Genomic DNA, 26,616 nt, shown 5'->3' on the forward strand with positions numbered 1-26,616 from the left:
GCACGTCGAACGTTGACATAGATTCCAAGGGCAAAGAGATCGCGCCTGCCGTTAACGGGCGCGGTCTCTTTGCTGTATAATGGGTGCGAGGTGGTCGGATTGGAATCGAAACAGGTTTTTAAGGAAATACGGGACGGACAGATTCGTCCCATGTACATATGCTTCGGTACGGAGAGCTACCGCATGAACGAGTTCGCCGAGCGGCTCGTCGCCGCCGTGGCCGAGCCCGAGCATCGGGACATGGCGATCGTTCGTTTCGATACGGCGGAGCATTCGCTCGACGTTATTTTGGAAGAAGCGGAAACGATGCCGTTTCTCGTGCCGAGCAAGCTGGTGCTGGTCCGGGACAGCGTCGTCTTCGGCTCGGCCAAGGAATCGGCGAAGACAGAGCATCGGCCGGAGCGGCTGCTCGAATATATGCGCAGGCCGTTCGAGACGACCGTGCTCGTCTTCATGGTGCCGCACGACAAGCTCGACGAGCGCAAGAAGACGTCGAAGGCGGCCAAGCAGGACGGCATCGTCGTCAATTTTTCCCCGCTCGGGCCCGACGAGCTGCTCCAGTGGATCTCGGGCCGCGCGGCCAAGCAGGGCCGCACGCTGGACAGGCCGGCGGCGGAAGAATTGATCCGGCGCGCGGGCACGGAGATGGGCGCGCTGTCCGCGGAAACGGACAAGCTGTGCCTGCATGCGGGCGAGGGCGGCACGGTGACGGCCGCCGCCGTCGCGGAGCTCGTGCCGGCCGGCGTCGAGCAGAGCGTGTTCAAGCTGACGGAGGAGATCGCGTCGCTGCGGACGGACAAAGCGATCGCGCTTTACCACGATCTCCTCAGGCGTCGCGAGGAGCCGATCAAGCTGACGGCGCTGCTCGTGAGGCAGTTCCGAAGCATGCTGTACGTCAAGGAGCTGGGCAAGCAAGGCTACTCGCCTCAGCAAATGGCGGGGCAGCTCGGCATGCATCCTTACGGGGTCAAGGTGACCGCCGATCAAGCCAAGGCGTTCAGCATCGAACGGCTGACCGCGCTCCTCGGCGGCCTCGCCGAGCTCGATTACGAGATGAAAACCGGCCGCGTCGACAAGACGCTCGGGCTGGAGCTATGGCTGCTGCGGACCGGATCCGGCGCAGGGATGAAAGTATAGCGAACGCGAATCGCAACATAAGGAAAACGCCGCGCCGATGATTATGGGCGGCGTTTTCCTTTATTTGGCGAGCGCCTTGCGGAACGCCTGCGTCAGCAGCGGCACGACCTCGAACAAATCGCCGACGATGCCGTAGTCCGCGATCCCGAAGATCGGGGCTTCGGGGTCTTTGTTGATCGCGACGATGATCCGCGAGCCGCTCATGCCCGCAAGATGCTGGATCGCGCCGCTGATGCCGCATGCGATGTAGATCTCGGGCGTGACGACCTTGCCCGTCTGGCCGATCTGCAGGCCGTAGTCGCAGTAGCCGGCATCGCAGGCGCCGCGCGAAGCGCCGACGGCGCCGCCGAGCATTCCCGCCAGCTCCTCGAGCGGCTTGAAGCCCTCGGCGCTCTTCACGCCGCGCCCGCCCGCGACGACGATTTTAGCCTCCGTCAGATCGATCTTGCCCGCGGTTTTGCGGACGACCTCCCTGACGACGGTGCGCAGGTCCGCCTCAGGCGTCGCCGTCAACTTAACGATATCCGCGGTCCCGCCGTCCGCGCGCGGCTCGGCCGCAGGCAAATTATTGGGCCGTACCGTCACGACCTGCGGAAAAGCGGAAAACGTTCTGCGCTCGATCGCCTTGCCTGCGTATAGGGGACGAACGAAAACAGTGTCCCCGTCTTTTCGCTCGATCGCGGTCACGTCGGAGATTTGGCCCGCGGACAGTCTGGCCGCAAGCGCCGGGGCCAGATCGCGTCCGATCGCGGTATGCCCGAGGAACAGGCCGTCCGGCCGTAGCGATTCGAGCAGCGGTACCAGCGCACGAATATAGGCCTCCGGATTGTAGAACCGCAGCGCCTCGCCCTCGATCGCATGCACCTGCGCCAGCGGATAGGTCGCCAGCTCCGCGGCCAGGCCGTCCAAGCCCTCGCCCAGCAGCGCGGCGTGGATCTCCTCTCCCGCGTCCGCGCAGTCCGCGGCCGCCCGAAGCGCTTCCAGCGCCACGCGCCGAAGCTTGCCGTCCCGGTGCTCCGCCACGATCAAATACGTTTTGCTCATGAACGCATTCCTCCTTAATGGCATTGGCGCATCGGACGGCGTCAGATCGACTTGGACCCGGCGCGCAGCAAGCCGACGAGCGTTTCCGCCTGTTCTTGCAGATCCCCCTGCAGCAGCTGCCCGGCTTGCCGACCTTTCGGCAGCGACAGGGAGACGCGTGCGGTCCTCGCCGAGTTTCCGCCGTCAGCCAAGCCCAAATCTTCCGCCGCAAACGACTTGAAGGGCTTTTTCTTCGCTTTCATGATGCCGGGCAGCGAAGGGTAGCGCGGCTCGTTCAATCCTTGCTGCGCCGTGAACAGCGCGGGCAAGGTCACGTCGATGCGCTCGAGGTCGCCTTCGGCGTCGCGCTCGACGCTGGCCGTCCCGCCATCCACCGTTAGCTTCGTAATCGAGGTGACGTGAGGAAGGCCCAGCGCGGCCGCCACGCGTACCGCGACCTGGGCGCCGCCGGTGTCGACGGAAAAGCTGCCGCCGAGCACGAGGTCGCAGGGATGCTGCCGCAAGACGGCGGCGATGGCTTCGGCGGCCGCGAATTCGTCCTGCGGAATCCCGGCGTCGTCGATCCAGATCGCCTCGTCCGCGCCCATCGCGAGCGCGGTGCGAAGCGCTTCGGCAGCTCTGGCCGGACCGAGCGAGAGCGCCGTCACTTGCCCGCCGTGCGCCTCTTTGAGCCGGATCGCCTCCTCGATCGCATATTCGTCGTACGGATTGACGACGAATTTCACGCCTTCCTCGGCGACTTTACCGTCGCTCAAAACGATTCTTTCCTCCGTATCGAACGTTTGCTTCAACAGTACCGCGATATTCATCGGACATGCTCCTCCCGAATCATGATGAACGGATCATGCAAAAAAGGCCGCATCCCGCGGAATCGGTCAGGCCCTCAACGCGCGCAGAAAAAAATCGACCGTGCCTTCGACCTGCGCCGAGAGCGAGTATTTGCGATCCGAGAGCAGCCAGGACGACACCGCCTCGTCCATCGCCCCGAAGATCAGCTGGCGCGACAGCTTCACGTCGAGCTCCGGCCTGAACGCGCCGGACGCCATGCCTTCGAGGAGCACGCTTTCGATGAGGACAAGGTAAGGCTTCAACGTCTTGCCGATTTCTTTGCGCAGTTCAAGCGCGCTCTGCCGAAGCTCGATCTGCGTGACGTGGGCGAGCAGGGGATGGCGCTCCAGCTCGGCAAAGTGAAGCTCGCAGAGGATGCGCAGCGCCGCCTCGGCCGTCTCCGACGCGCGGACGGATGCCTCGAACTTGCCGATCAGCCCGCCGAGCCGCTCCCGGAACAACGAAACGAGGATATCCTCCTTATTTTTGAAATATAAATAGATCGTGCCGTCCGCGACGTCGGCTTCCTTCGCGATCCGCGATATTTGCGAGCCGTGGTACCCGTGCTCGGCGAACACCTTCACGGCCGCGGCCAGAATCCCTTCAAATTTATGCAGCCTGCCGACCGACATGCGACCGCCTCCCGACGGGATACCTGGTACCGAGTACCTTCAAAATGAAATGAATACTCATTCATTTCTAGATCTATATTTAAGAGCCGGCGAAAAATGACTTGGGGAATATGCCGCAGCAAAAACGATGCATACGCATGCCGGCGAAGCGACACCGAAGAAGGGAGGGTTGCTCATGCTGCTGTCCTGGCTGCACTACGCGCTGTTCCTGCTCGTAACGGGGTATGCTCTTTCTTTGTTTTACCAGGCGGTCAATCGTCGCTACGCTTACATCAAGCTGGGCAAGACCGCCCGCAAGCCGCCGGACTGGCGGGTTCGCGCCGGCGAGCTGCTGACGCAGGCGCTCGGGCATACGAAGCTGCTGAAAGATCGCCGCAGCGGCGCCATGCACCTGGTCGTTTTTTACGGCTTCATCGTGCTTCAATTCGGCGCGCTCGACCTGATCTATACCGGTCTGTCGGGCGGCGAACCGCTTCCGATTCCGGGGCGCCGCGCCTTCGGGTTGACGCAAGAGATCGTCGCGCTGCTCGTCCTTGCGGCGGCGGGCTATGCGGCTTACCGCCGGTACGGCGAGCGGCTAGATCGGCTCAAGCGGGGCTGGAAGCCCGCGATCGTGCTGCTCTTGATCGGTGCCTTGATGCTGACGGTGCTGCTGTCGCTCGGCTTCCACCGCGTTTGGGAGGGACTCGGCACGTCAGCCTATGCGCCGGTGTCCTCGCTGGTCGCGGGCGCCGCAGCCGGTCTGACGCCAAACGCCGCCCAGGCTGCTTTTTTCGTCTGCTGGTGGGCGCATCTGGTCGTACTGCTGACGTTTCTCGATTACGTGCCGCAGTCGAAGCACTTTCATCTGATTACCGCGCCGATCAACCTGTTCCTCGGCCGGGCGGAGCCCGTCGGCAAGCTGAGCAAGCTGGATCTGGAGGACGAGACGGCGGAGTCGTTCGGCGTCGGCAAAATCGAAGATTTTCGCAGGGATCAGATGCTGGACTTCTACGCTTGCGTGGAATGCGGCCGATGCACGAACGTGTGTCCGGCCTCCGGCACGGGCAAGGCTTTGTCGCCGATGCACCTGATTACGAAGCTGCGGGATCACCTCTCGGAAAAGGGGGCTGCGATCACGAGCAAGTCGCCTTGGGTGCCGGCTTTCGCGTCTTCATTTGGAAGCGCTCACAGCATGTCCGCCGGCGCGGACTCCGCATCGCGGGCGGGTCCGGATTGGAATATGGAAGCAGACGGCGATGCCGTCACCGACATCCGGCCGACGCTGGCCTGGCAACGGGAGAGCTGGGCCGGGTCGAACCGCAAGCCCGAGGAGGTGTCGCTGATCGGCGACGTGATGACGGAGCCGGAAATATGGGCATGCACGACTTGCCGCAACTGCGAAGATCAATGTCCGGTCGGCAACGAGCATGTCGACAAAATCGTCGACCTGAGGCGTTATCTCGTCCTGACGGAGGGCAGCGCGCCGCACGAGGCGCAGCGAGCGATGCAGAACATCGAGCGGCAGGGCAATCCGTGGGGCATCAGCCGAAACGACAGGGCCCGTTGGACCGGCGAGATCGGAGGCATCGCGGTGCCGACCGTAAAAGAGAATCCGGGCTTCGACACGCTGTTTTTCGTCGGTTCGATGGGCGCGTACGACAACCGCAGCCGCAAGATCTCGCGTGCCTTCGTTCGGCTGCTGCACGAAGCGGGCGTCAATTTCGCGATCCTCGGCAACGAGGAAAAAAACTCGGGCGACACCCCGCGTCGGATGGGCAACGAGCTGCTGTTCCAGCAGCTGTGCGCGGACAATATCGAAACTTTTCGCAAATACGGCGTTCGCCGGATCGTGACGGCCTGCCCCCACACGTTCAATACGTTAAAAAACGAATATCCCGAATTCGGGCTGGAAGGCGTGGAGGTGCTGCACCACACGCAGCTGCTCGACCGGCTGCTGCAGGAGGGACGTCTCATACCTTCGCATCCCGTCAAGGAACGCGTCGTTTACCACGATTCCTGCTACCTTGGGCGCTATAACGGCGCGTACGATCAGCCGCGGAATATCCTGCGGGCGATCGAGGGGCTCGAGTTGGTCGAGATGGAGCGCGCCCGTGAAAACGCGATGTGCTGCGGGGCGGGCGGCGGCATGATGTGGATGGAGGAATCCGCCGGCAAACGGGTCAACGTGGCGCGGACGGAGCAGGCGCTGAAGACGCGGCCGACGATGATCGGGAGCGCGTGTCCGTATTGTCTGACGATGTTGGAGGACGGCACGAAGCAAAAGGAAGCGGACGACCGGGTCAAGGCGCGGGACGTCGCGGAAATTCTGGAGCTGGCGGTGTTCGGCGCGCCTTAAGACGCGCCGGGGCGTCCGTTGCCGCGATCGAACCAGCATTTTTATGTATCGTCATCGACACCGGATAAGGAGGGAATTGTCGCATGGCACTCAGGATCAGAAAAGCGGCCGTCATCGGCTCGGGCGTCATGGGCGCGAGCATCGCCGCGCATTTGGCGAACGCGGGCATTCCGAGCCTGCTGCTGGACATCGTGCCCGATTCGCTCGCGGACGGCGAGGAAGCCCAAGGGCTCACGCTAGGCGACCCCGCGGTCCGCAACCGGCTGGCGACCGGCGCGCTCTCGCGGCTGCCGTCCGTTCATCCGTCGCCTTTTTACGACGACGCCTTCGCGAGCTTGATCGAGCCCGGCAATCTCGAGGACGATCTGCACCGCATCCGGGAGGTCGACTGGGTTATCGAGGCCGTCGTCGAAAAGCTGTCCGTCAAGCGCGACGTGCTCCAACAGATCGAGCGATTTTGGCGAGCGGGCCTCGTCGTCAGCTCCAATACGTCGGGCATCTCGATCCGGGAGATGGCGGAGGGACGAAGCGAGCCTTTCAAGGCCCACTTCCTCGGCATGCACTTTTTCAACCCGCCCCGCTATATGAAGCTGCTGGAGCTCGTGCCCGGAGATAAGACCGATCCGGCGATCGTAAGCGACATGGCCGAGTTCGCCGAGCGCGTCCTCGGCAAAGGCGTCGTCGTCGCCAAGGATACGCCTAACTTCGTCGCCAACCGGATCGGCACTTACGGGCTGCTCGCGACGCTGCAGGCGATGAAGGCGGGCGGCTTCACCGTCGATGAGGTGGATGCGGTGACGGGTCCTGCGTTGGGCCGCCCGAAGAGCGCGACGCTGCGCACGCTCGATCTCGTCGGCATCGATACGTTTTTGCACGTGGCGAACAACGTATTCGGGAAGACGGGAGATCCGGCGGAAAAAGCGGCGTTCGAGCCGCCCGGAATTCTGAAGGAGCTTGTGGCGCGGGGATGGATCGGCGAGAAGTCCGGCGCCGGGTTTTACAAAAAAGTGAAGGGCGCGCAAGGCAGCGAAATACTGTCGCTCGATCCCTGCACGATGACGTACGTTCAAGCCGCCAAGCCTAGCGGGGCTTCGCTGGACGCTGCGGCGGCGGCCAGGAGGGCGAAGGAAAAAACGAAGGCATTGCTCGGCGGGAAGGACCGGTACGCGGAGCTGGCGTGGCAGATTGTGAAGCAGACGCTCGTCTATTCGGCGGAAAAAGTGGGCGAGATCGCAGGCTCCGTCGACGACATCGACAAGGCGATGAGATGGGGCTTCAACTGGGAGCTCGGGCCTTTCGAGCTGTGGGACGCGATCGGTCTCGTCCGGTCCGCGGCGCGGATGGAAGCGGAAGGCACGGCCGTGCCGGCCTGGGTGAAGGACTGGATCGCGTCGGGACATACGTCCTTTTATCGCCGGGAGGAAGGCAGAATGGCATATGCTTACCGCGGCGCCTACCGCGAGCTCGAAGAACGGCAGGATACGATCTCGCTGCGCGCGCTGAAGGAGCGGGGCCGGGTCGTGCGGACGAACGCCGGCGCGAGTCTGATCGACATCGGCGACGGCGTGGCGGCGCTGGAATTCCACTCGCGCAGCAACGCGATCGGCGGCGACATCCTGACGATGATCGGGGAGAGCGTCGAGGAGGTGCGACGCAACTACGACGCCCTCGTCATCGCGAACGAAGGCCGCAACTTCTGCGTCGGCGCGAACCTCATGCTGCTCCTCATGGAAGCGCAGGACGAGGAATGGGACGAAGTCGAAGCGATCATCCGCCTGTTCCAGGATACGATGACGAAGCTGAAGCGCTTCGAGAAACCGGTCGTGGCGGCGCCGCACCGGATGGCGCTCGGCGGCGGCGTGGAGGTATGCTTGCCTGCCGACGAGATTACGATGCTGGCCGAGACATACTTCGGCCTCGTCGAAGCCGGGGTCGGCCTCATTCCGGCGGGAGGCGGCTGCAAGGAGCTCGCGCTTCGAATCAGCCAGGCGAATCCGGATCCGGAGGCGGACCTGCAGCCGCATGTGAACCGGCTGTTCCTGAATATCGGCACGGCCAAGGTGTCCGCGAGCGCGCACGACGCGAAGAAGCTCGGTTACTTGCGGGCGAACGACCGGATCGTTATGAGCCAGGAGCGCCTGATTTACGAAGCGAAGCTAAGCGCGCTGCGGCTCGCGCAAGCGGGAATCCCCGCGCCCGTGCCGCAGCGAATCCGCGTCGTCGGGGCGGAGGGGAAGGCGGTCATGAAGCTGGGGGCGCGCGGCATGCATACGAGCGGGTACATCAGCGATCACGACCTTCTCATCGCCGGCAAGCTCGCGCACGTGCTTGCCGGCGGCGACGTGCCGGCCGGTACGCACGTGACCGAGCAATACATGCTGGATTTGGAACGCGAGGCGTTTCTCAGCCTGTGCGGCGAGCCCAAAACCCAGCAGCGGATGCAGCACATGCTCGCCAAGGGCAAGGCGCTGCGCAACTAACGAGCGAAGGAGGCCGAGATTTCATGAGAGAGGCAGTCATCGTATCGGCCGCGCGCACGCCCGTCGGCCGCGCCAAAAAGGGAAGCTTCGTCCATACCCGTGCAGAGGATCTGGGGCGGACCGTGTTGGAGGCGGTCATCGCGCGGGCGCCCGGCGTCGCCAAGGCGGACGTCGAGGATATCATCATCGGCTGCGCGATGCCGGAGGGCGAGCAAGGCCTCAACTTCGCGCGCATCATGTCGCTGTATGCGGGCTATCCGTCCGCGGTGCCCGCGATCACGATCAACCGGTTTTGCGCGTCCGGGCTTCAGGCGATCGCCTTCGCGGCGGAGCGGATCGCCGCCGGCGGGGCGGACGTCATCGTCGCGGGGGGCGTAGAGAGCATGAGCCATGTGCCGATGGCGGGGTTCAAGCCCTCGCCTCATCCGGCGATCGTCGACGAGCGGCCGGATATTTACATCGCGATGGGCCACACGGCCGAGAATGTGGCCGAGCGCTTCGGCATTTCCCGCGAGGACCAGGATCGCTTCGCCGCGGACAGCCACCGCAAGGCCGCGCTCGCGTTGTCATCGGGCGCCTTCCGCGAGGAGACGGTGCCGGTAGCGACGTCGGTCCGCGGCTTCGGCGCGGACGGCAAGCCTTGGGAACGGCGGTTCGTGCTCGAGGCGGACGAAGGCGTCCGGCCGGACACGACGACAGAGACGCTCGCCAGGCTGAAGCCGGCCTTCAAGGCGGGCGGTACGGTTACGGCGGGCAACGCTTCCCAGATGAGCGACGGCGCCGCGGCCCTGCTCGTTATGAGCCGCGAGCGAGCGGAGGCGTTCGGGCTCGCGCCGCTCGCCGCGTTCAGGTCGTTCGCCCTGGCCGGCGTCGACCCGGACGTCATGGGCGTCGGCCCCGTCGAGGCGATTCCCAAGGCGGTTCGGACGGCGGGCTGGTCGATGGCCGACGTCGATCTGTTCGAGATCAACGAGGCGTTCGCCTCGCAATGCCTGCTTATCGTCCGCGCGCTGGCGATTGACGAAGACAAGGTGAACGTCAACGGCGGGGCGATCGCGCTCGGCCATCCGCTCGGCTGCACGGGCGCGAAGCTGTCCGCGAGCCTGATCTACGAGCTGCGCCGCCGCGGAGGCGGCCGCGGCATCGTGTCGATGTGCATCGGCGGCGGCATGGGCGCGGCAGGCGCGTTCGAAGTGTATCCCGCGTAGCGGGAAGCCGATCCGGCGATTCGCCGCTTAACCGTTATAAGCGTTCAAGGGAGGTTCATGCAGATGACCGGAAAAACGTTCGATAAAACAGCGGGCGGCGGCTTTGTCGTCGCGGACGCCGACTTCGAATCGATCGCGACGCCCGAGGACTTGACCGAAGAGCAGCGCATGATCGCCGAGACGACGGAAGCGTTCGTCGACCGGGACGTGCTGCCCCATGACGAGCGGCTCGAAAAGCTCGATTACGAGCTGACCGTGAAGCTCATGCGCCAGGCTGGGGAGCTTGGCCTGCTCGGCGCGGACGTCCCCGAGGAATACGGCGGCCTCGGCCTCGACAAGGTCAGCTCGGCGCTCATCAGCGAGCGGCTGTCCCGCGCGGCTTCCTTCGCCCTGTCGATCGGCGCGCATGTCGGGATCGGCACGCTGCCGATCGTCTACTTCGGCTCGCAGGCGCAGAAACGCAAGTTTTTGCCCGATCTCGCGAGCGGGCGGCGGATCGCGGCGTACTGTCTGACCGAGCCGTCCTCGGGCTCGGACGCGCTAGGCGCCAGAACGACGGCCCGATTGTCCGAGGACGGCAGCCATTACGTGTTGAACGGCACGAAGCAGTTCATTACGAACGCGGGCTTCGCGGACATCTTTATCGTATATGCGAAGGTCGACGGGCTGCACTTCAGCACCTTTATCGTTGAACGCACGATGGATGGCGTAAGCGTCGGACCCGAGGAGAAGAAAATGGGCATCAAGGGGAGCTCGACGCGTCCGCTCGTACTCGAGGACGTGAAGGTGCCTGTCGAAAATTTGCTGTGGGAGGTCGGCAAGGGCCATCTGATCGCCTTCAACATTTTGAATATCGGACGGTTCAAGCTTGCCGTCGGCTGCCTGGGCGGCGTCAAGGAGGCGATCGCCTTGAGCGCGAAGTACGCGAACGAGCGCGTCCAGTTCGGCAAGCCGATCTCCGCGTTTCCGCTCGTGGGCAAGAAGCTTGCTGAGATGAACACGCGCGCCTACGTGCTCGAGAGCGTCATCTACCGCACCGCCGGGCTCATCGACGCGGAGTTGTCCGGCATCGATCATGCTTCTCCGGATGCGGGCGTTCAATCGGCCAAGGCGATCGCGGAGTACGCCATCGAATGCTCCATCAACAAGGTATTCGGCTCCGAAGCGCTGGATTTCGTCGCCGACGAAGGCGTCCAGATTCACGGCGGCTACGGTTACATTCAGGAGTACAAGATCGAGCGGATTTACCGCGACTCCCGCATCAACCGCATTTTCGAAGGGACGAACGAGATCAACCGGCTGCTGATTCCGGGCACGCTCGTGAAGCGGGCGCTCAAGGGGCAGCTGCCGCTGCTCCAAAAAGCGCAGGCGCTTCAGTCGGAGCTGCTGCAGCTCGTGCCGGGACGAACGTTCGAAGGCACGCTCGAAGAAGAGACGCATCTGACGGCGATGGCCAAAAAAATATTTTTGATGGCCGGCGCCGCCGCCGTTCAGCGATATGGCCCGAAGCTTGAAGAGGAGCAGGAGACGCTCGCCGCGCTGGCCGACATCCTGATCCAGCTCTATGCGATGGAGAGCGCGCTTCTCCGCGCGAAAAAGCAGCTCGCAAGCCAGGGGGAAGAACGCGCGGCGCTCGCCGTCGCCATGACGCGCTCGTTCGTGCACGATGCGTTCGGCCAGATCGAAGCGCTCGCCAAAGAGACGCTGTCGGCCGCGGATTCCGGCGATTCGCTGCGGACGCAGCTGTCGGCGCTCAAGAAGCTGACGCGCCGCAGTCCGGTGGACACGGTCGGGCTCAAGCGGCGGATCGCGGCGGCCGTCGTCCGGGAGGAAGGCTTCGTTTGCTAGCACGCCGATAGACACCGGACTAATGAGGTGATAGGTTTGTCACAAGCGCCTTGGTATGAACATTACCCTAGCGAAGTGCCTCAGACCTACCCGTATCCGAAGCACAATCTGGCCGCCTTCCTCGTCGCCTCAGCCGAACGTTTTCCGGATCGGACCGCGCTCAGCTTCATGGGCAAAAAAATAACCTATGCGGAGCTGCTAGGCTCCGCATACCGGTTCGCAGGCGTCTTAGGGAAGCTTGGCATCGGGCGAGGCGAGCGGGTCGCGATCATGCTCCCCAACTGTCCGCAGCTCGTCGTCGCGTATTTCGGGACGCTGCTCGCCGGAGGGGTCGTCGTCATGACGAACCCGTTGTACGTGCAGCGGGAGATCTCGCATCAGCTCAAGGATTCGGGCGCAGCCGTCATTTTGACGCTCGATCTGCTGTTTCGCAGAGTGAGGGACGCCGCGCAAGAGCTGCCTGATTTGCAGGTGATCGTCACTTCCATAAAGGACGGCCTTCCCTTTCCGAAAAGCTGGCAGTATCCCTTCAAGGCGAGGCGAGAAGGGCTCGACCGGCAGGTGTCCTACGGACCGCGCATTCACCGTTACGCCCGCCTGTTGCGCGATATGCCTCCGTTGCCGATTCACGCGGAGGTGGACGCCGAGCGCGAGCTCGCGCTCCTCCAATATACGGGCGGTACGACGGGCATCTCCAAAGGCGTCATGCTGACGCATGCCAACCTCGTCGCCAACACGATTCAAACGAGCCTATGGTTTTACAAGAGCGAGCCCGGCAAGGAACGTTATTTGGCGGCGCTTCCTTTTTTCCACGTGTTCGGCTTGACCGTGCTCATGAATCAGGCGATCATGCTCGGCGGAGAGCTGATCCTCGTGCCGAGATTCGAAGCGGGCGACATCCTGCGCATCATCGACAGGCAAAAGCCGACGGTGTTCCCCGGCGCTCCGACGATGTACATTGCGCTCATCAATCATCCGAAGGTGCGGGATTACGATCTGTCTTCGATCAACGTCTGCATCAGCGGCGCGGCGCCGCTGCCGCACGAGGTGCAGGAGCGGTTCGAGGCGATCACCGGCGGCAGGCTCATCGAAGGATACGGGCTGACGGAAGCGTCGCCGGTCACCCATGCGAACAACATCTGGGAATACCGCAAAAAAGGATCGATCGGCTTGCCTTTTACGGATACGTTCGCCAAAGTCGTGCATCCCGAGACCGGGGAGGACCTGCCGATCGGGTCGACCGGCGAGCTTGCGATCAAGGGACCGCAGGTCATGAAGGGCTATTGGAACCGGCCTGAGGAGACGGAGCGGGCGCTTCGGGACGGCTGGCTCCGTACGGGCGATATGGCGCGCATGGACGAGGATGGCTTTTTTTACATCATGGACCGGATGAAGGATATGATCATCGCGGGCGGCTACAATATATTTCCCCGGGAGATCGAAGAGGTGCTGTTCGAGCATCCCGAGATCGAGGAGGCTGCCGCGCTCGGCGTGCCCGATCCGTACCGCGGCGAGACGGTGAAGGTGTACGCGGTGCTGAAGCCCGGATCGAGGCTGAGCGAATCGGAGCTCAGGGCTTGGTGCAAGGAGCGACTCGCAGCCTATAAAGTGCCCCGAATTTACGCGTTCAGGGACAGTCTGCCTAAAACGATGGCGGGGAAGGTGCTGCGGCGCAAGCTGCTCGAGGAGGAAACGGCGGGTCGCGATGCCGATGACCGGCAATGACACCGGGCGCCGCTCCGCGCGGCTGGCCCGAGGGGAGGGAGCGTCATGGAAGGACCGAACCCGGCGTCCGGGTCCGATGCGGAGATGGTCGAGCGGGCCCGCCGCACGTTCTGGGGATACCTGGGCTGCGAGCTGATCCGGCGGGACGCGCGCGAGACCGTCGTCGAGCTGGATGTCGAGGAGCGGCATATGAACTTGATCGGCATGATGCACGGCGGTGTGCACACGGCATTGCTGGACTCGGCCATGGGGCTGGCCGCGATGGCGGCGCGCCCGGACGAGGACGTCGTGACGTCCAGCCTGAACATTCATTTTACGGCTCCGGCGCGGGCGGGCAGGGTGCGGGCGACCGCGACCGTCGTCCATATGTCGGGCCGGATGGTGACCGCGGAGGGAAGGCTGTACACGGCGGACGGCAAGCTGTCGTCGATGGCGACCGCGTCCTTCCGCGTGCTCGACCGAAAAAGCTGAGCGGAGTCGATCGTCCGAGATTCGTCAAGCTGCCATAAAGTCAAAAAAGCCGTACCCCGGAGGGTACGGCTTTTAAACGCCATTATGGATTAAGGCACCGTCTTACGCTTGCGCGGACAGCGCGTTCAACTTCTTGGCGAGACGGGACTTCTTGCGGGAAGCCGCGTTCTTGTGGATGAGGCCCTTGGTTACTGCCTTGTCCAGCTTCTTCTGTGCGACTTGAAGCGCATTCTTCGCTGCTTCGACGTCCGTGCCCACTACGGCTACGTCCGCTTGCTTAACGGCGGTACGAAGAGCGGACTTCTGGGAAGCGTTGCGCAGGCGGCGCTTCTCGTTCGTCTTGGTACGCTTGATCGCGGATTTGATGTTCGGCATTGATTTCACCTCCTGCAAAAACTGCAAGTATTTCTCCACACAACTTGTAACATTCTATCATGCAAGGGGGCAAAACGCAAGACGATCGCGGAGCCGGCGCGGCTGCGCCTTAGTGGCCGCATGGTGTAGCCGGCGCGCGCGCGGATTGCGGTGCCCCGTCCAGCAGTCGGAGAGGAGCGAATACGCGTTGAGCGAGCTTGATCTAAGCATGTACGACGTCAGAACGGACTTGGCGCTCGAGGCCAAGGAGAGAGCGGAATCGCTGTCGGGCGGCGCCATTCCCGGCGTCTGGACCGAGACCGAGCGCGAGGGCGGCATCACCGTCACGCGGATGGAGATTCAGACGGAACAGGGCGCGCAGGCGATCGGCAAAATGCAGGGGAACTACGTCACGCTGGAGGTGCCCGAGCTGCGACGCGGCGACACGGAGCTTCAGAACCGCGTCGCGACGGCGTTCGCCAGGGAATTCGAGGCGTTTCTTGCCCGAATCGGCGTCGGGCCGAAAACCTCCGTCATGGTCGTCGGCCTCGGCAACGGCAAGGTGACGCCGGACGCGCTGGGACCGATCGTCGTCGACAATTTGATGGTGACGCGCCAGTTTTTCGAGCTGATGCCCGACCAGGTCGGCGAGGGCTATCGCTCCGTCAGCGCGATCGCGCCGGGCGTGCTCGGCACGACGGGCATCGAATCGAGCGATATCGTGCTCGGCGCCGTCCAGCAGGCGAAGCCGGAGCTGGTCATCGCGATCGATGCGCTGGCGGCGAGATCGCTCGAGCGCGTGAACACGACGATCCAGATCGCGGACACGGGCATTCACCCGGGCTCCGGCATCGGCAACAAGCGCAAGGGACTGACGCGGGCGACGCTCGGCGTGCCGGTGCTCGCGATCGGCGTGCCGACGGTGCTCTACGCTTCGACGATCGTCAACGACGCGATGGACATGGTGCTGGCGCATATGAAGCAGCATACGCCGGACACCGATCCGCTGTTCGGCGTGTTCGGCACGATGGCCGGCCAGGAACGGCTGCAGCTGGTTAAAGAAGTGCTGCAGCCGGTCGGCCACGATCTGCTGGTCACGCCGAAGGAGATCGACGACTTCATCGAGGACCTCGGCAACATCGTCGCGAGCGGCCTCAATGCGGCGATGCACCAGGCGATCGACACGGACAACGTGGCCGCCTACACGCACTGATCCGAGTCGGGGCGCCCGGCAGGTCGGTCGGGGCCGTCTTCCCGCGCAGCGCGCAGCTGCCGGAAGACGGCCTTTGTTTTGCGCGCGCAGGCGCGGGTTGAGTCTATCTAGGATTACTTACGCGGAGCAGATGAGTCGCGGTGGTGGTTTAATCCTGGATGAGACTACCTAATCGGAACAGGTGGAGCGAGTTGCTGATTTGATCCTGGCTGGGACTATCTGCGCGGAGCAGTTGTTGCGAGGGGTTGGTTTGTTCCTGGATAGGACTACCTACGAGGCGTCAGCGCCGACGCTCCCAGCCGCCGACATCCATAGCTTTTTGCCGCATCTCATCGTATCCGCTTACTTCGTTAGCCTTTGTTATGTATAATGGGTATCGCTAACGATAACCGGACATGACGCGTTATATTCACAGGGCGCGTCCTTCTGCGAGGAGAAGCTCCATGCTAAAAAGGAAAAAGCGGCTCGCCCGCCCGCGGAGATGGTGGCCGGAACGGATGGAGAGCAAGCTGATCATCGTGTTCCTGTTTCTGATCATCCTGCCGATCGGCGTGCTCACATATGTCGCCGCGCAGCGCTATTCGAATTCGATCGAGCGCAATACGGTCACGTTCGTCTCCCAACTGTCCGACCAGATGATGGGGAAGATGGACGATTATATTGAAGACATGAAAAAAATATCGATCATTCCGTCTTATCAAGCCGATATTATGGAAGGTCTCAAGATGTCGAACAGCTTCTACGGCGGACAGCACGGCGGCGAAGCGGGAGGCAGCGGCGTGCTGACGGAACAGGAGCGAACGCGGCTCGCCATCGACCGCAAGATCGGCAGCAGCATTTATTTTATCAACAATATTAAAAGCAGCACGAATGTCGTGTATTTGTTCGACTTTTACGGCAATCCGTACTTCGCCATCAAAAATACGGCCATCCGGTCCGATCTGCAGGACGTGCTGCCCAGGTGGACGGAGCTCGCCGAGGAGGCGCACGGCACGCCGGTGCTCGTCAGCACCCAGGACGTGGCGGGACGGGCGACGAGCAGCCGTTATGTGTTCACGGTCGTGCGCAAGATCATCGATCCCCGCACCTACGATTCGATCGGGATGATCGCGATCGACGCCAACATCGGCGTCATCGACAACATTATCAAGGATCTGGACAAGTCCACGCACGGCAAAACGCTGGTGGTAGACAAGAGCGGCAGCGTCGTTTACGACAGCGACAAGTCGCTGATCGGGCAAAATCTTAAAAACAGCGAGCTGATGCCGGGCGCGTTAAACGAGCAGGGAAGCTTCCATACGAAGATCGACGGGAAAGGCGTGCTGGCGATCTTCAAGGAGTCTTCGGTCACCGGATGGAAAGTGCTGATCACGATCCCCGAGGACGAGCTCATGGCGGACGCGCTAAGGACGCGCACGTATACGGTCGCGGCTGCGCTCGCCATTATGGCGTTCGCCCTGCTGATCTCGCTCGTGCTCGTATTCGCGATTACGCGACCGCTCCGGGGATTGGTCCGGATGATGAAGGAAGTGCAGACGGGCAATCTCGACGTTGCGTTTCCGGTGGTCAGCCGCGACGAGGCGGGGCTCGTGGGCAGCGCGTTCAACCGGATGATCGACCGGATCAAGACGCTGATCCAGGATATCTACGCGGTCGAGGAGCGGAAGAAGGAAGCCGAGCTGCAATCGCTTCAGCATCAGATCAATCCGCACTTCATTTATAATACGCTCGAATCGATCCGCATGACGGCCGTGCTCAGCGACAACAAAGAAGTGGCGACGATGACCCAGCTCCTCGGCAAGCTGCTCCGGTACAGCATCCACGGCGGGCTCGAGAGCGTGCCGATCGCGAAGGAATGGGAGCATCTGGGCATTTACGTGCAGCTGCTGAATTACCGTTACGGCAGCCGCTTCGAGCTGCAGCTGCCCGACGCGCGGGAGACGGAGGGCTTAAGCGTCATCAAGCTGCTCTTTCAGCCGATCGTCGAGAACGCCGTTTATCACGGGCTCCACGAGTCCCGCAGCGGGATGCGCATTCGCGTCCTCTGCAGGCAGGAGGGCAAGGACCTGGTGTTCGAGGTGGCGGACGACGGAGAGGGTATGGATGAAGAGACGCTGCATAAGCTGCAGGCTTCGCTGCTTCAGGTGCCGGAAGGGGACAATACCGGCATCGGGCTAAGAAACGTCAACGAGCGCATCAAATTGAAATACGGGGAAACCTACGGGCTCTCGATCCGCAGCCAGTTCGGCCAGGGCACGATCGTGACCGTCCGCCTGCCGGCGGCGCCCGCAGCGCAACAAGGGGGAGAAGCGACATGACCGTCAACATCGCCGTCGTCGACGACGAGGAAAAAATCAGGCAAGGGCTCGCCAAGTTAATCGAAATGACGGGCGACGAATACAAGATCGTCGGCATTTATTCGGGCGGACTGGAGCTGCTCGGCGAGCTGGGCAGTCTCGAGGTCGACCTCATCTTCACCGACATCAAGATGCCGCAGATGAACGGGCTGCAGCTCATCGAACAGGTGCAGCGCCGGAGGCCCAAGGTGAAGTTCGCCGTCCTCAGCGGCTTCAGCGACTTCGAGTTCGCGAGAGGCGCCATCCGGCAAGGCGTCGAGGACTATCTGCTGAAGCCGGTCGACCAGGACGAGCTCGGCGAGCTGTTGCGCCGCGTCAAAAACAACCTGGAGTTGGAAAGCTACCGCAAAGCCGTCGCGGCGGAGGAGCATATCCGGCTGCTGCTCGGGAGCGACGTCAGGCATCTGCCCGGCCATATGACGGAGGGCGCCGGACGCGAGCTGTCGCAGATCGGATTGTTCAGGGAACACTTCGCGGTCGTCCTGCTGCGGACGGATCCTGAACTGACTGGCGAACGGCTCGCCTTTTATATGGAGGCTTGGAATCGGGAGCACCGGAGCTTCGTGTGGGAGCCGAGGCAGTCGGTCATCGTGGTGGCGATCGGCCAAGGCGATCATGACGACACGGCCCGCGGGATCGCCTCGACCCTGCTCCAGCGAATCCCGCACGCGGTCCATGCGCGGATCGGCGTCAGCGCGGTCCATCAGGGTCCGCTTAAGCTGCGGGACGCTTATCTGGAAGCGGAGGTCGCGATGCAGCAGGTATGGTACGAGGACGGCATCAAGGCGATGAACGATTTCCTGCACTTGTCGAGGCGACAAGAAGACGTCTCGGGGCTGCTCCGGCTGCTCGACAAAGATTTCCGTCCGGCGCTGCAGCTGCTCGATCTGCCCCGGGCGGAGTCCGCGCTGCGGGCCTGGCTGGAGGAGGCGGGCAAGCTGCGTCCGGCTTGGCCGGCGCTTAGCGAAGCGGCTTCCGCCGTATTCGGCTTGCTGCGCGGGGAGCTGAGCGGCCGGCAAACCCGACTCCCGGCCGGGGAGACCGAGGACGAGCAGCTGCGGCTGTCGCCGGTCCGGTTCGTGAGCTGGCATACATTTACATCGGAATTTATGGAGTCGGCAACCGCTCTGCTTCACATACTTAAGGAAGCCAGGCAGGAAAATCGCGTCGTCGAAAACGTGAAAGCCTATGTGCAGGAGCATTTTACGGAAGAGCTCGAACTGCAGCGGCTCGCGGATCGCGTATACTTGACGCCGAGCTACCTGAGCAAGCTGTTCAAGACGGAGACCGGCGAGACGATCACCGATTACATCATTTCCGTCCGCATCGCCCATGCGAAGGAGCATCTCATCCGCAACCCCGCGCTGAAAACGTACGAGGTGGGCGAGATGGTCGGATACGGGGACCCCGCTTACTTCAACAAGGTATTCAAAAAGGTCGTCGGGCTGACGCCTAAAGAGTATCGGGAGCGAGTTAGGTTATAGTTATCCAAATTGAAGACAAGGAAAACAAACGTAGAACCTTAAAAGGCATAACCGAATCGGGTATAATCATTGTAAGCGATTTCCATACGGTGACTTGACCGACGACGAAAGCAGGGGTGTCTATGTTTAACCTGAGTTACAAAACGCAGCGGATTCTCATTCTTTTCGGATTCCTTACGATTCCGGTCCTCTTGTCGTTGACCTTTTCGTACTATCCGGCGCTGTCGTTGCTTTACTACAGCTTTACGGACTGGAGCGGCCTCGGTTGGGAAATGAATTGGGTCGGATTCGACAACTACAAGGAGATTTTCTCCCGTCCGGAAATTTTCGGCGTCTTTAAAAACAATGCCTATTACTTCGTTGGCGGCTTGCTCCAGACTTGCGTCGCGCTATACTTCGCGATCGTGCTGACCAGCAAGCTCAAGGGACGGAACATCTTCCGTTCGATGCTGTTCATTCCTTACGTGCTGCACAGCGTCGCCATCGTCATCATGTTCCGCAACCTATACCATGTCGAGTACGGCTCGCTGAACATTTTCCTCGAAGCGATCGGCCTCGGCTCCTGGCAGCAGCAATGGCTGGGCAATCCGCACCTGGTCAACTTCTCGCTCGCCTTTATCTCGATCTGGAAGTACTTCGGCCTGACGATGGTTATCTTCATCGGCGCGCTGCAGTCCATTCCGGCCGACAACTACGAAGCCGCCAAGATCGACGGCGCCTCGGGCTGGCAAACGTTCCGCTTCATCACGCTCCCGAGCATCCGCAGCGTCCTCGAGCTGATGCTGATCCTGACGCTCACCGGCGCGCTCGAAGCGTTCGATATTCCGTACATCATGATGCTCGGCGCGAACGATACGCACACCTTCGTTTCAAAGACGATCGATATGGCGTTTAAGTTCCAGCAGGCCGGACTTGCCTCCGCGATGGCTATCGTGCTGCTGCTGATCGTCATCGCCTTCATCATCCTGCAGCGCAAGCTGCTGTTCAGGGAGGAGAAATAAGCGATGGAACGCCAAAATAAAGCGTGGACGATATTCCGTTATGTCACGATCGCGATCGGACTGTTCATCGTTTTCTTCCCGATCTACTCCGTGCTGATCTCGGCGTTTAAGACAAAAGTCGAATACTACAATTCGGGTCTTGCGCTGCCGCACGACTGGTTTAACTTCGACAACTTCAGAAAAGTGTTCAAGGTCGGACGTCTCGGCCTCGGCTTCAAAAACATCTTCATTATCCTCGTGGTGTCGCTTGCCGGCAACGTGCTGATCGGCACGATGGTCGCCTACGCGCTCGGCCGCTTCGACTTCAAGATGAAGAAGCCGATCATGGGCATGTACCTCGTCGCGCAAGTCATACCGATGATTACGACGCAGGTCGCGACGTTCCAGGTCATCAAGTTCCTTGGCGCCTACAACGAGATTTACGCACCGATGCTGCTGTATCTTGGCGCGGACGTGCTGCAGATCGTCATTTACCTGCAGTTCGTGAACAATATCCCGAAGGATCTCGACGAGAGCGCCATGGTCGAAGGCGCGTCCCTGTTCAAGATCTACCGGTCGATCATCTTCCCGCTGCTCGCGCCGGCGACGGCGACGCTGATCATCATGAAGACGATCTCGATCTACAACGACTTCTATACGCCTTACCTGTATATGCCTAGCCGCAAGTTGCAAGTCGTGTCGACCGCGATCTATTCGTTCGTCGGGCCGAACGCTTCTGAGATTAACGTCATTTCGGCGGGAATACTCATCATCTTTATTCCGACGCTGGTGATTTTCCTGTTCTTGCAGCGGTATATTTTCGCAGGCGTCACGAACGGCGCGGTCAAATAAGAGACGATTTCCGGCCATGACGCTAACGATCCGAATGTGTTATGATAACAATTAATCTTGTTATCAACGCATTCGGATTTTTTATGGGCGGAAAGGGTCGTACGAGAGATGTCTAAGAAAGTAACGATGCAGCAAATCGCCGATCATGTCGGCGTCTCCAAGTTCGCCGTGTCCAAGGCGCTCGCCGGCAAATCCGGCGTGAGCGCGGAGACCCGGGAAAAAATCATCAGCTCGGCGACGCAGCTCGGATACTTCGCGGGCAAGCGGATCAAGAGCTCGGCGTCCCGCGCCTCGGCCGACCCGGCCGGCAGGACGCAGCGGGAGACGATCATCGTGCTCATCCCGAACGTCCGGGAGCAGAATCGCCATTCCTTCTATTGGGGACGCATCATCGACGGGATTACGACCGGGCTCGAGCAGCACCGGCTCGGCATGATGATCGTCACGGAGCATATTACGGACAATTTTATCAAGCTGATCAATCCGGACGGCGTGCTCGGCATCGTCTGCGTCGGCCACATCTCCAACCAGCTGCTGCTCGAGATTCGCAATCTGTCGATCCCGTTCGTCATGGTGGACCACGAGGACCCGCTGATTCCGTCGGACGCGCTGTTCATGAACAACTACGAGTGCATGCGCCGCGTGACCAATTACCTGCTCGGCAACGGTCACCGCAAGCTCCAGTTCGTGGGCAACACCCGCTATTCGCGAAGCTTCTACGACCGCTGGCTCGGCTACCGCTCCCTGCTCGAGGAGCAGGAGGTGCCGCTTGCGCAGGAGCAGGGACTCATCTCGCTCGAGGGGGAAAACCGTTCCGAACATACGGAGGCGCTCACGGAAATCGTACGCGACATGAAAGAGCGCGAGGCGCTGCCGACCGCGTTCGTCTGCGCGAACGATTCGCTCGCGCTGTGCGTCGTCACGGCGCTGATGAAGCACGGCATCCGCGTGCCCGAGGACGTCTCCGTCACCGGCTTCGACAACATCGACGACGCCGCGCTGTCGACGCCGACGCTCAGCACGGTGAACGTCAACAAGGAGGCGCTCGGCCAGCGGGCGGTGGAGACGCTGCTGTGGCGCATCAACCATCCGGACAGTCCCAAGGAACGGATCCTCCTGTCGGGAGATTTCGTGTTCAGGCAGTCGACGGGACTGGCGAACAACGGTTGAATTTCAAATCGATTTCCATATGCAAACAACAAACCGCGCGGAGGCAGCCTCCGCGCGGTTTGTTGTTCTTTTTCGATGATTCGCGTACTAATCCATGACCCATATCGCTTTGCCGTCTACGAAGGCGACCGTATCGAAATTGCGGTATACCCATGTCTCGATGACCTGTCCCGCCGAAGTCTTCGTCGTGCTTTTCCCGGACGGCGACCCCCAGGAGAGTTGTACCTGATCCTTGGTCATCCCGAGCGTTACGTTACCTACTTTGATCGCCTGCCACGCCGCGTTCGACCACTTGTATTTCTTATATGGATCGAACGTTAAGAAGTAATAATCGTCGCTGAAAATTTGCGGGATAAAGCTAGTTGGCATCGAATAAGAAGTCCACGTTTGTCCGGAGGCCGTCTTGAAGCTGATCTTGAAATATCCGCTTCCGTCCGGAATGACATCGGTTACCGTTACTTTGGCGAACCGCGACCATTCGTTGTAATGATTCACCCAATACGTCTTGCCGATATACTTGGCCAGGCTGCCTTGCGCAGCCTTTTTGACGAGCGCGGCCGTTTGCTTGGAGACGACGGTCAATTTGGCTTTGCCTACGCTAAGGTCGGCCTGCTGCCAGGTGGCGTTCCATTTAGCCGTCACGCCGAATGCCGAGCTTAGCAGGTCGGACGGAACATAGACGACGCCGGCCGACATCAGCGGCGCAGCCTTGAGGGTGATCGGGTTGCCGTCCAATTGAGCGGACGCGCTCCCCACCTTGAATTGTACGAATCTGGCCCCGACAGCGCCTTCGTATCCCCCGTCCTTGGAAGCGAACGATCCTCCAAGCGCCTGCAGGACGGACTTGGCGGGCAGATAAACGGTACCGTTGGACAGCTGCGCGTACGTCAAGCTGCCGGGATAACCGATGACGACCTGCAGCGTCTTGGTCGCGCTCCCCGAGGAGACGGTGATGGCCGTCTCTCCGACGCCTGCCGCCACAAAGCTGCCGTCGGGCTGAAGCTTAAGCAAATACGGCTTATCCACGACAATGGAGGCCTCGCCGGGCGCTGCCTTGAGCAGCGAGCCGTTGGTGTAACCCAATTGAACGCCGACGGTCAGCTTGTCGCCTTTGTTGGGGGACGCATTGGATAGCGCCGCCGACAGGCGGGAGACGCCAGGGGCCTGGAATGCGGAAGGCTCCCCATCGACGACTCTGAACCAGCGGCCGCTCCGATTCATCGCGAAAAAGTTGTCCGCATCCGAAGCGCCAGCCGTTTTCACGATATCCGACAGACCTTGAACCTGCTTCGTTAATTTGAAGCGATCGCTGTAAGGGCCCGTCGACCACACCGTACCGTCCCGTCGAACGATGAGTAAGTCGGACATCGGTCCAGCATACTGAATAGAGACTGCGTCGTCCGTTACCAGGACGGGAATGACTTTGCCGTTGTCGTCGAAGTTGGCGCCCTCGTAGATGACGGCTTCGCCCGAATCGTAAAGAAGGGCGACCCGGTCGTAGGTCGTTTGAATCGATACGACGGATTCGGCGTCATCGATCTGGCCCAGCTTATTGAGAACGCCGTAGTCCGCGTTGATATACAGCACTTGCCCGTCTCGGGTCAATGCCGCAAAGTCTTTGTCTTTGGAAGCGATGTGAAGGACGTCCTGAAAGCCTTTGACCTTGCCCTTCTCCGTCCAGACCGTTCCGTCTTTTTTGAGCCAGTAGCCGCTGGTAATCTGCGCCACGTCAGTCTGGCCTTCGACGAGACTTGGCGCATCGAAAGTATACGCGGCCAGCGCGCCGTTCCGGGTGAGCGCGAGTCCGTAGTACGCGGAACCTGCGACATCGGTCAAGTCAAGGCCTTTCGCAAGCATGTACCGATCGCCGGCTAGGACCCACATCGAACCGTCGTCGAGGAGAAGCGTCTTGCTGTCGATCACCGTTCGGATTCCCGCCGGCTCGGCCGCATCGGCGTTGTCGTCTGCGAAGACGAGAGCGGCACTTCCGATTGCCAAACAAAGGACGATCCAAAACAATCTCTTTAAACTCATTTTTTACGCTCCCTTTGCCATGCATGATCATTACCGATCCCAATATTCGACATTTTTTGAAAGGTTCCTTTTTTATGAAGCTTTGTTTTTATGAAAGGGGCGGATGCTGTTGACTTCTCTTCCCCAGGTGGTACAATCACCTTGAGAATATTGTTATCTAAAATGACTAACAAAATAGATAACAATATAACACCACGCGTTTACAAAAGGTTCGCGCAAAGGAGCTGCAAGCATGAGCAAACAGGCTTGGAACGAGACGGTCAGCGGCATGACATGGGGCTGGGTCGGCACGCGCGGCACGTGGACGGGAAGCGAAGCGGACTTTTCGATGGAGGAGATGGCGAAGCTCGGCGTGAACTGGACGGCGATCGCGCTGTCGGCGCTGCAGGAGACGCCGCAGTCGACGGAGATTCCGTTCTGGGACGAGCCGACGGTGACCGACGAGGAAGTGCGCACGGCGATCCGCAAGGCGAAGTCGCTGGGCATGAAGGTGTGCCTCAAGCCGGTCGTCAACGTGAAAAACGGGACGTGGCGCGCGCATATCGGCTTTTTCGACGAAGAGGTTCCAGGAGAGCCGAGCTGGGCGCAATGGTTCGCGAGCTACGGCAAGTTCATCGCCCACTACGCGGCGATCGCGGAGGAAGAGGGCTGCGAAATGCTGTGCATCGGCTGCGAGATGGTGCAGACCGACAAGCGCGAATCCGAGTGGCGCGCGCTCGTCGCCGACATCCGTCCGATCTACTCCGGCCTGATCACTTATAACTGCGACAAGTATCAAGAGGGCAGGGTCAAGTGGTGGGACGCGGTCGACATCATTTCCTCGAGCGGCTACTACCCGATCCACGAGTGGGAAGAGCACCTCGATCGTATCGAGGGCGTGCTTGCCCAGTGGAATAAACCGTTCTTCTTCATGGAAGCCGGCTGCCCGAGCCGCGAAGGCTCGCCGCTCCGTCCGAACGACTGGTCGCTGCCCGGCGGTCCGTCGGAGGAGGAGCAGATGCGGTACTACGAAGCGATGTTCGGCGCCTGCGCGAAGCGCGAGTGGATGCGCGGCTTCATGCTGTGGGACTGGCCGGCCAAGCTTTACGACGCGAAGGACGCGGCGGCCAACGACGATTATTGCATGTACGGCAAGTCGGCCGCCAAGACGGTCGGCGACTACTACAAGTCGGGCCAGAAGCCGGAAGGCCTGAACGCCTGAACATTCGAAACTGAACATCCGAAAAGGAGGACGCTAGCATGACGCAGCAATTGACGGCCGCGCGGTGGCGGGACGAGCTGACCGCGGAGCTGAAGGACAATATCCTCGGCTATTGGCTGAACAACACGGTGGACGAAAAGTACTTCGGCTATATCGGAGAGATCGCGAGCAGCGGCGAAAAGCTGCCGGAAGCGCACAAGGGTCTCGTGCTTCACGCCCGCATCATGTGGACGTTCGCTTCCGCCTATCGCCTTTACAAGGACGAAAAATATCTCGCGGCATCGAAGCGCGCCTACGTGGCGTTGAAGACGCATTTCCGGGATCCGGAGCATGGCGGCCTGTACTGGCTGATCGACGTGAACGGAGCGGCTGTGTCCGATAAGAAGCAAGTTTACGGCCAGGCATTCGTGATCTACGCCTTATCCGAATACGTTCGCGTAACCGGCGATCAAGAGGCGCTGGCTTGGGCGGAGCAGATTTATCGACTGCTTGAAAAGCACGCCTACGATCCGGTGCATCTCGGCTACATCGAAGCGCTGGCGCGCGACTGGACCGAGACGGACGAACTTAGCCTTTCCGGCAAGGATCTGAACGAACGCAAGTCGATGAACACGCATCTGCACGTGCTCGAGGCTTATACGAACTTGTACCGCGTCTGGAAGCCGGAAGGCCTCAAGGCAAAGCTCAAGGAGCTCATCGAGGTTCACCTGGACAAGATTATCGACGCGAAGACCGACCACTTTCTGCTGTTTTTCGATGACGAGTGGCAGTCTAAAGCCCCGCATGTCTCGTACGGGCACGATATCGAAGGCAGCTGGCTCCTGTGGGAAGCGGCCGAGGTGCTTGGCGACGAGTCGCTGCTGCCGCGCGTCAAGGAAGCGGCCGTTCGCATGGCGAAGGCGACGCTCGAGCAAGGCGTGGACGAAGACGGCGGCCTTTTCAACGAGTACGACGGGCACCACCTGGACGACAGCAAGGATTGGTGGCCGCAGGCCGAAGCGATGGTCGGCTTCCTGAACGCCTACCAGCTGTCGGGCGAAGAGAAGTATTTGGCGGCGGCAAAAAACAGCTGGGGCTTTATCTCGAATTTCGTCAGCGACCGCGAAGGCGGGGAATGGCATTGGCAGGTCACGCGTGCCGGCAAGCCTGTCGTGAACGGGAACCAGCCGAAGGTCGGGCAATGGAAATGCCCTTACCACAACAGCCGGGCGTGCATCGAAGTGCTGGAAAGACTCGAACATTTGAAATCGGAGGTATGAT

Annotated in this window: 20 protein-coding genes; 15 read left to right on the plus strand and 5 right to left on the minus strand. The window is 61.2% G+C overall.

Annotated features, from left to right (window positions below; genetic code table 11):
- The first annotated feature begins 150 nt into the window (after nucleotides 1-150).
- Nucleotides 151-1,137 (plus strand): DNA polymerase III subunit delta, encoded by a 987-nt coding sequence (gene holA / locus BM235_RS15795; protein ID WP_218161357.1) that lies wholly within the window; start codon nucleotides 151-153, stop codon nucleotides 1,135-1,137.
- A gap of 60 nt (nucleotides 1,138-1,197) precedes the next feature.
- Here holA and BM235_RS15800 read toward each other — a convergent pair whose 3' ends face one another.
- From BM235_RS15800 to BM235_RS15810, 3 genes are all read right to left on the minus strand, one after another.
- Nucleotides 1,198-2,181 (minus strand): electron transfer flavoprotein subunit alpha/FixB family protein, encoded by a 984-nt coding sequence (locus BM235_RS15800; RefSeq protein ID WP_090114920.1) that lies wholly within the window; start codon nucleotides 2,179-2,181, stop codon nucleotides 1,198-1,200.
- A 41-nt stretch (nucleotides 2,182-2,222) separates the two neighbouring features.
- Nucleotides 2,223-2,990, minus strand: a complete 768-nt coding sequence (locus tag BM235_RS15805; protein ID WP_090114922.1) for an electron transfer flavoprotein subunit beta/FixA family protein — start codon at nucleotides 2,988-2,990, stop codon at nucleotides 2,223-2,225.
- A 66-nt stretch (nucleotides 2,991-3,056) separates the two neighbouring features.
- On the minus strand, nucleotides 3,057-3,641 hold the full coding sequence (locus BM235_RS15810; protein WP_090114925.1) for a TetR/AcrR family transcriptional regulator: 585 nt from the start codon (nucleotides 3,639-3,641) through the stop codon (nucleotides 3,057-3,059).
- Nucleotides 3,642-3,816: 175 nt separating this feature from the next.
- On the opposite strand from BM235_RS15810, the gene BM235_RS15815 reads away from it, so the two are divergent.
- The 6 genes from BM235_RS15815 to BM235_RS15840 all read left to right on the plus strand — a co-directional run bounded on the left by BM235_RS15815 (nucleotide 3,817) and on the right by BM235_RS15840 (nucleotide 13,711).
- The gene (locus BM235_RS15815) at nucleotides 3,817-5,979 is read left to right on the plus strand and encodes a (Fe-S)-binding protein (protein ID WP_177244238.1); all 2,163 of its coding nucleotides are present in this window, start codon (nucleotides 3,817-3,819) and stop codon (nucleotides 5,977-5,979) included.
- Between the two features lie 83 nt (nucleotides 5,980-6,062).
- Nucleotides 6,063-8,459, plus strand: a complete 2,397-nt coding sequence (locus BM235_RS15820) for a 3-hydroxyacyl-CoA dehydrogenase/enoyl-CoA hydratase family protein (protein WP_090114927.1) — start codon at nucleotides 6,063-6,065, stop codon at nucleotides 8,457-8,459.
- Nucleotides 8,460-8,482: 23 nt separating this feature from the next.
- Entirely contained in the window at nucleotides 8,483-9,667 is a 1,185-nt protein-coding gene (locus BM235_RS15825) for an acetyl-CoA C-acyltransferase (RefSeq protein WP_090114929.1), read from the plus strand.
- Between the two features lie 63 nt (nucleotides 9,668-9,730).
- Complete coding sequence (locus BM235_RS15830) at nucleotides 9,731-11,515, plus strand: acyl-CoA dehydrogenase family protein (RefSeq protein ID WP_090114931.1); 1,785 nt, start codon at nucleotides 9,731-9,733, stop codon at nucleotides 11,513-11,515.
- 27 nt (nucleotides 11,516-11,542) lie between these two features.
- Nucleotides 11,543-13,240: a long-chain-fatty-acid--CoA ligase gene (locus BM235_RS15835; protein WP_369803517.1), complete on the plus strand. Its 1,698-nt coding sequence runs from the start codon at nucleotides 11,543-11,545 to the stop codon at nucleotides 13,238-13,240.
- Nucleotides 13,241-13,285: 45 nt separating this feature from the next.
- On the plus strand, nucleotides 13,286-13,711 hold the full coding sequence (locus BM235_RS15840; RefSeq protein ID WP_090114934.1) for a PaaI family thioesterase: 426 nt from the start codon (nucleotides 13,286-13,288) through the stop codon (nucleotides 13,709-13,711).
- Nucleotides 13,712-13,813: 102 nt separating this feature from the next.
- Here the strand turns inward: BM235_RS15840 and rpsT are convergent, their stop codons facing one another.
- The gene (gene rpsT, locus BM235_RS15845) at nucleotides 13,814-14,086 is read right to left on the minus strand and encodes a 30S ribosomal protein S20 (protein ID WP_090114936.1); all 273 of its coding nucleotides are present in this window, start codon (nucleotides 14,084-14,086) and stop codon (nucleotides 13,814-13,816) included.
- A 208-nt stretch (nucleotides 14,087-14,294) separates the two neighbouring features.
- Between rpsT and gpr the strand changes: the two genes are divergently transcribed.
- From gpr to BM235_RS15875, 6 genes are all read left to right on the plus strand, one after another.
- Complete coding sequence (gpr, locus tag BM235_RS15850; protein WP_218161358.1) at nucleotides 14,295-15,278, plus strand: GPR endopeptidase; 984 nt, start codon at nucleotides 14,295-14,297, stop codon at nucleotides 15,276-15,278.
- A 443-nt stretch (nucleotides 15,279-15,721) separates the two neighbouring features.
- A complete protein-coding gene (locus BM235_RS15855; protein ID WP_090114938.1) occupies nucleotides 15,722-17,596 on the plus strand; it encodes a cache domain-containing sensor histidine kinase in 1,875 nt (624 codons plus the stop codon).
- Nucleotides 17,593-19,119, plus strand: a complete 1,527-nt coding sequence (locus BM235_RS15860; protein WP_090114940.1) for a response regulator — start codon at nucleotides 17,593-17,595, stop codon at nucleotides 19,117-19,119. Before BM235_RS15855 ends, BM235_RS15860 begins: the two co-directional genes overlap by 4 nt.
- A gap of 122 nt (nucleotides 19,120-19,241) precedes the next feature.
- A complete protein-coding gene (locus BM235_RS15865; protein ID WP_090114942.1) occupies nucleotides 19,242-20,120 on the plus strand; it encodes a carbohydrate ABC transporter permease in 879 nt (292 codons plus the stop codon).
- Between the two features lie 3 nt (nucleotides 20,121-20,123).
- Nucleotides 20,124-20,951, plus strand: a complete 828-nt coding sequence (locus tag BM235_RS15870) for a carbohydrate ABC transporter permease (RefSeq protein ID WP_090114944.1) — start codon at nucleotides 20,124-20,126, stop codon at nucleotides 20,949-20,951.
- Between the two features lie 108 nt (nucleotides 20,952-21,059).
- Nucleotides 21,060-22,121, plus strand: a complete 1,062-nt coding sequence (locus tag BM235_RS15875; protein ID WP_090114946.1) for a LacI family DNA-binding transcriptional regulator — start codon at nucleotides 21,060-21,062, stop codon at nucleotides 22,119-22,121.
- Nucleotides 22,122-22,208: 87 nt separating this feature from the next.
- On the opposite strand, the gene BM235_RS15880 is transcribed toward BM235_RS15875, so the two are convergent.
- The gene (locus BM235_RS15880; RefSeq protein WP_090114948.1) at nucleotides 22,209-24,155 is read right to left on the minus strand and encodes a copper amine oxidase N-terminal domain-containing protein; all 1,947 of its coding nucleotides are present in this window, start codon (nucleotides 24,153-24,155) and stop codon (nucleotides 22,209-22,211) included.
- A 232-nt stretch (nucleotides 24,156-24,387) separates the two neighbouring features.
- Between BM235_RS15880 and BM235_RS15885 the strand changes: the two genes are divergently transcribed.
- Both BM235_RS15885 and BM235_RS15890 read left to right on the plus strand, forming a co-directional pair.
- Nucleotides 24,388-25,356 carry a glycoside hydrolase family 113 gene (locus tag BM235_RS15885; protein ID WP_090114950.1) on the plus strand — a complete coding sequence of 323 codons (969 nt, stop codon included), beginning with the start codon at nucleotides 24,388-24,390 and terminating at the stop codon, nucleotides 25,354-25,356.
- Between the two features lie 38 nt (nucleotides 25,357-25,394).
- The gene (locus BM235_RS15890) at nucleotides 25,395-26,615 is read left to right on the plus strand and encodes an AGE family epimerase/isomerase (RefSeq protein ID WP_090114952.1); all 1,221 of its coding nucleotides are present in this window, start codon (nucleotides 25,395-25,397) and stop codon (nucleotides 26,613-26,615) included.
- Nucleotide 26,616 lies beyond the last annotated feature (1 nt).

Origin of the sequence: Cohnella sp. OV330 (genome assembly GCF_900112065.1) — a bacterium.
Taxonomy (GTDB): domain Bacteria; phylum Bacillota; class Bacilli; order Paenibacillales; family Paenibacillaceae; genus Cohnella.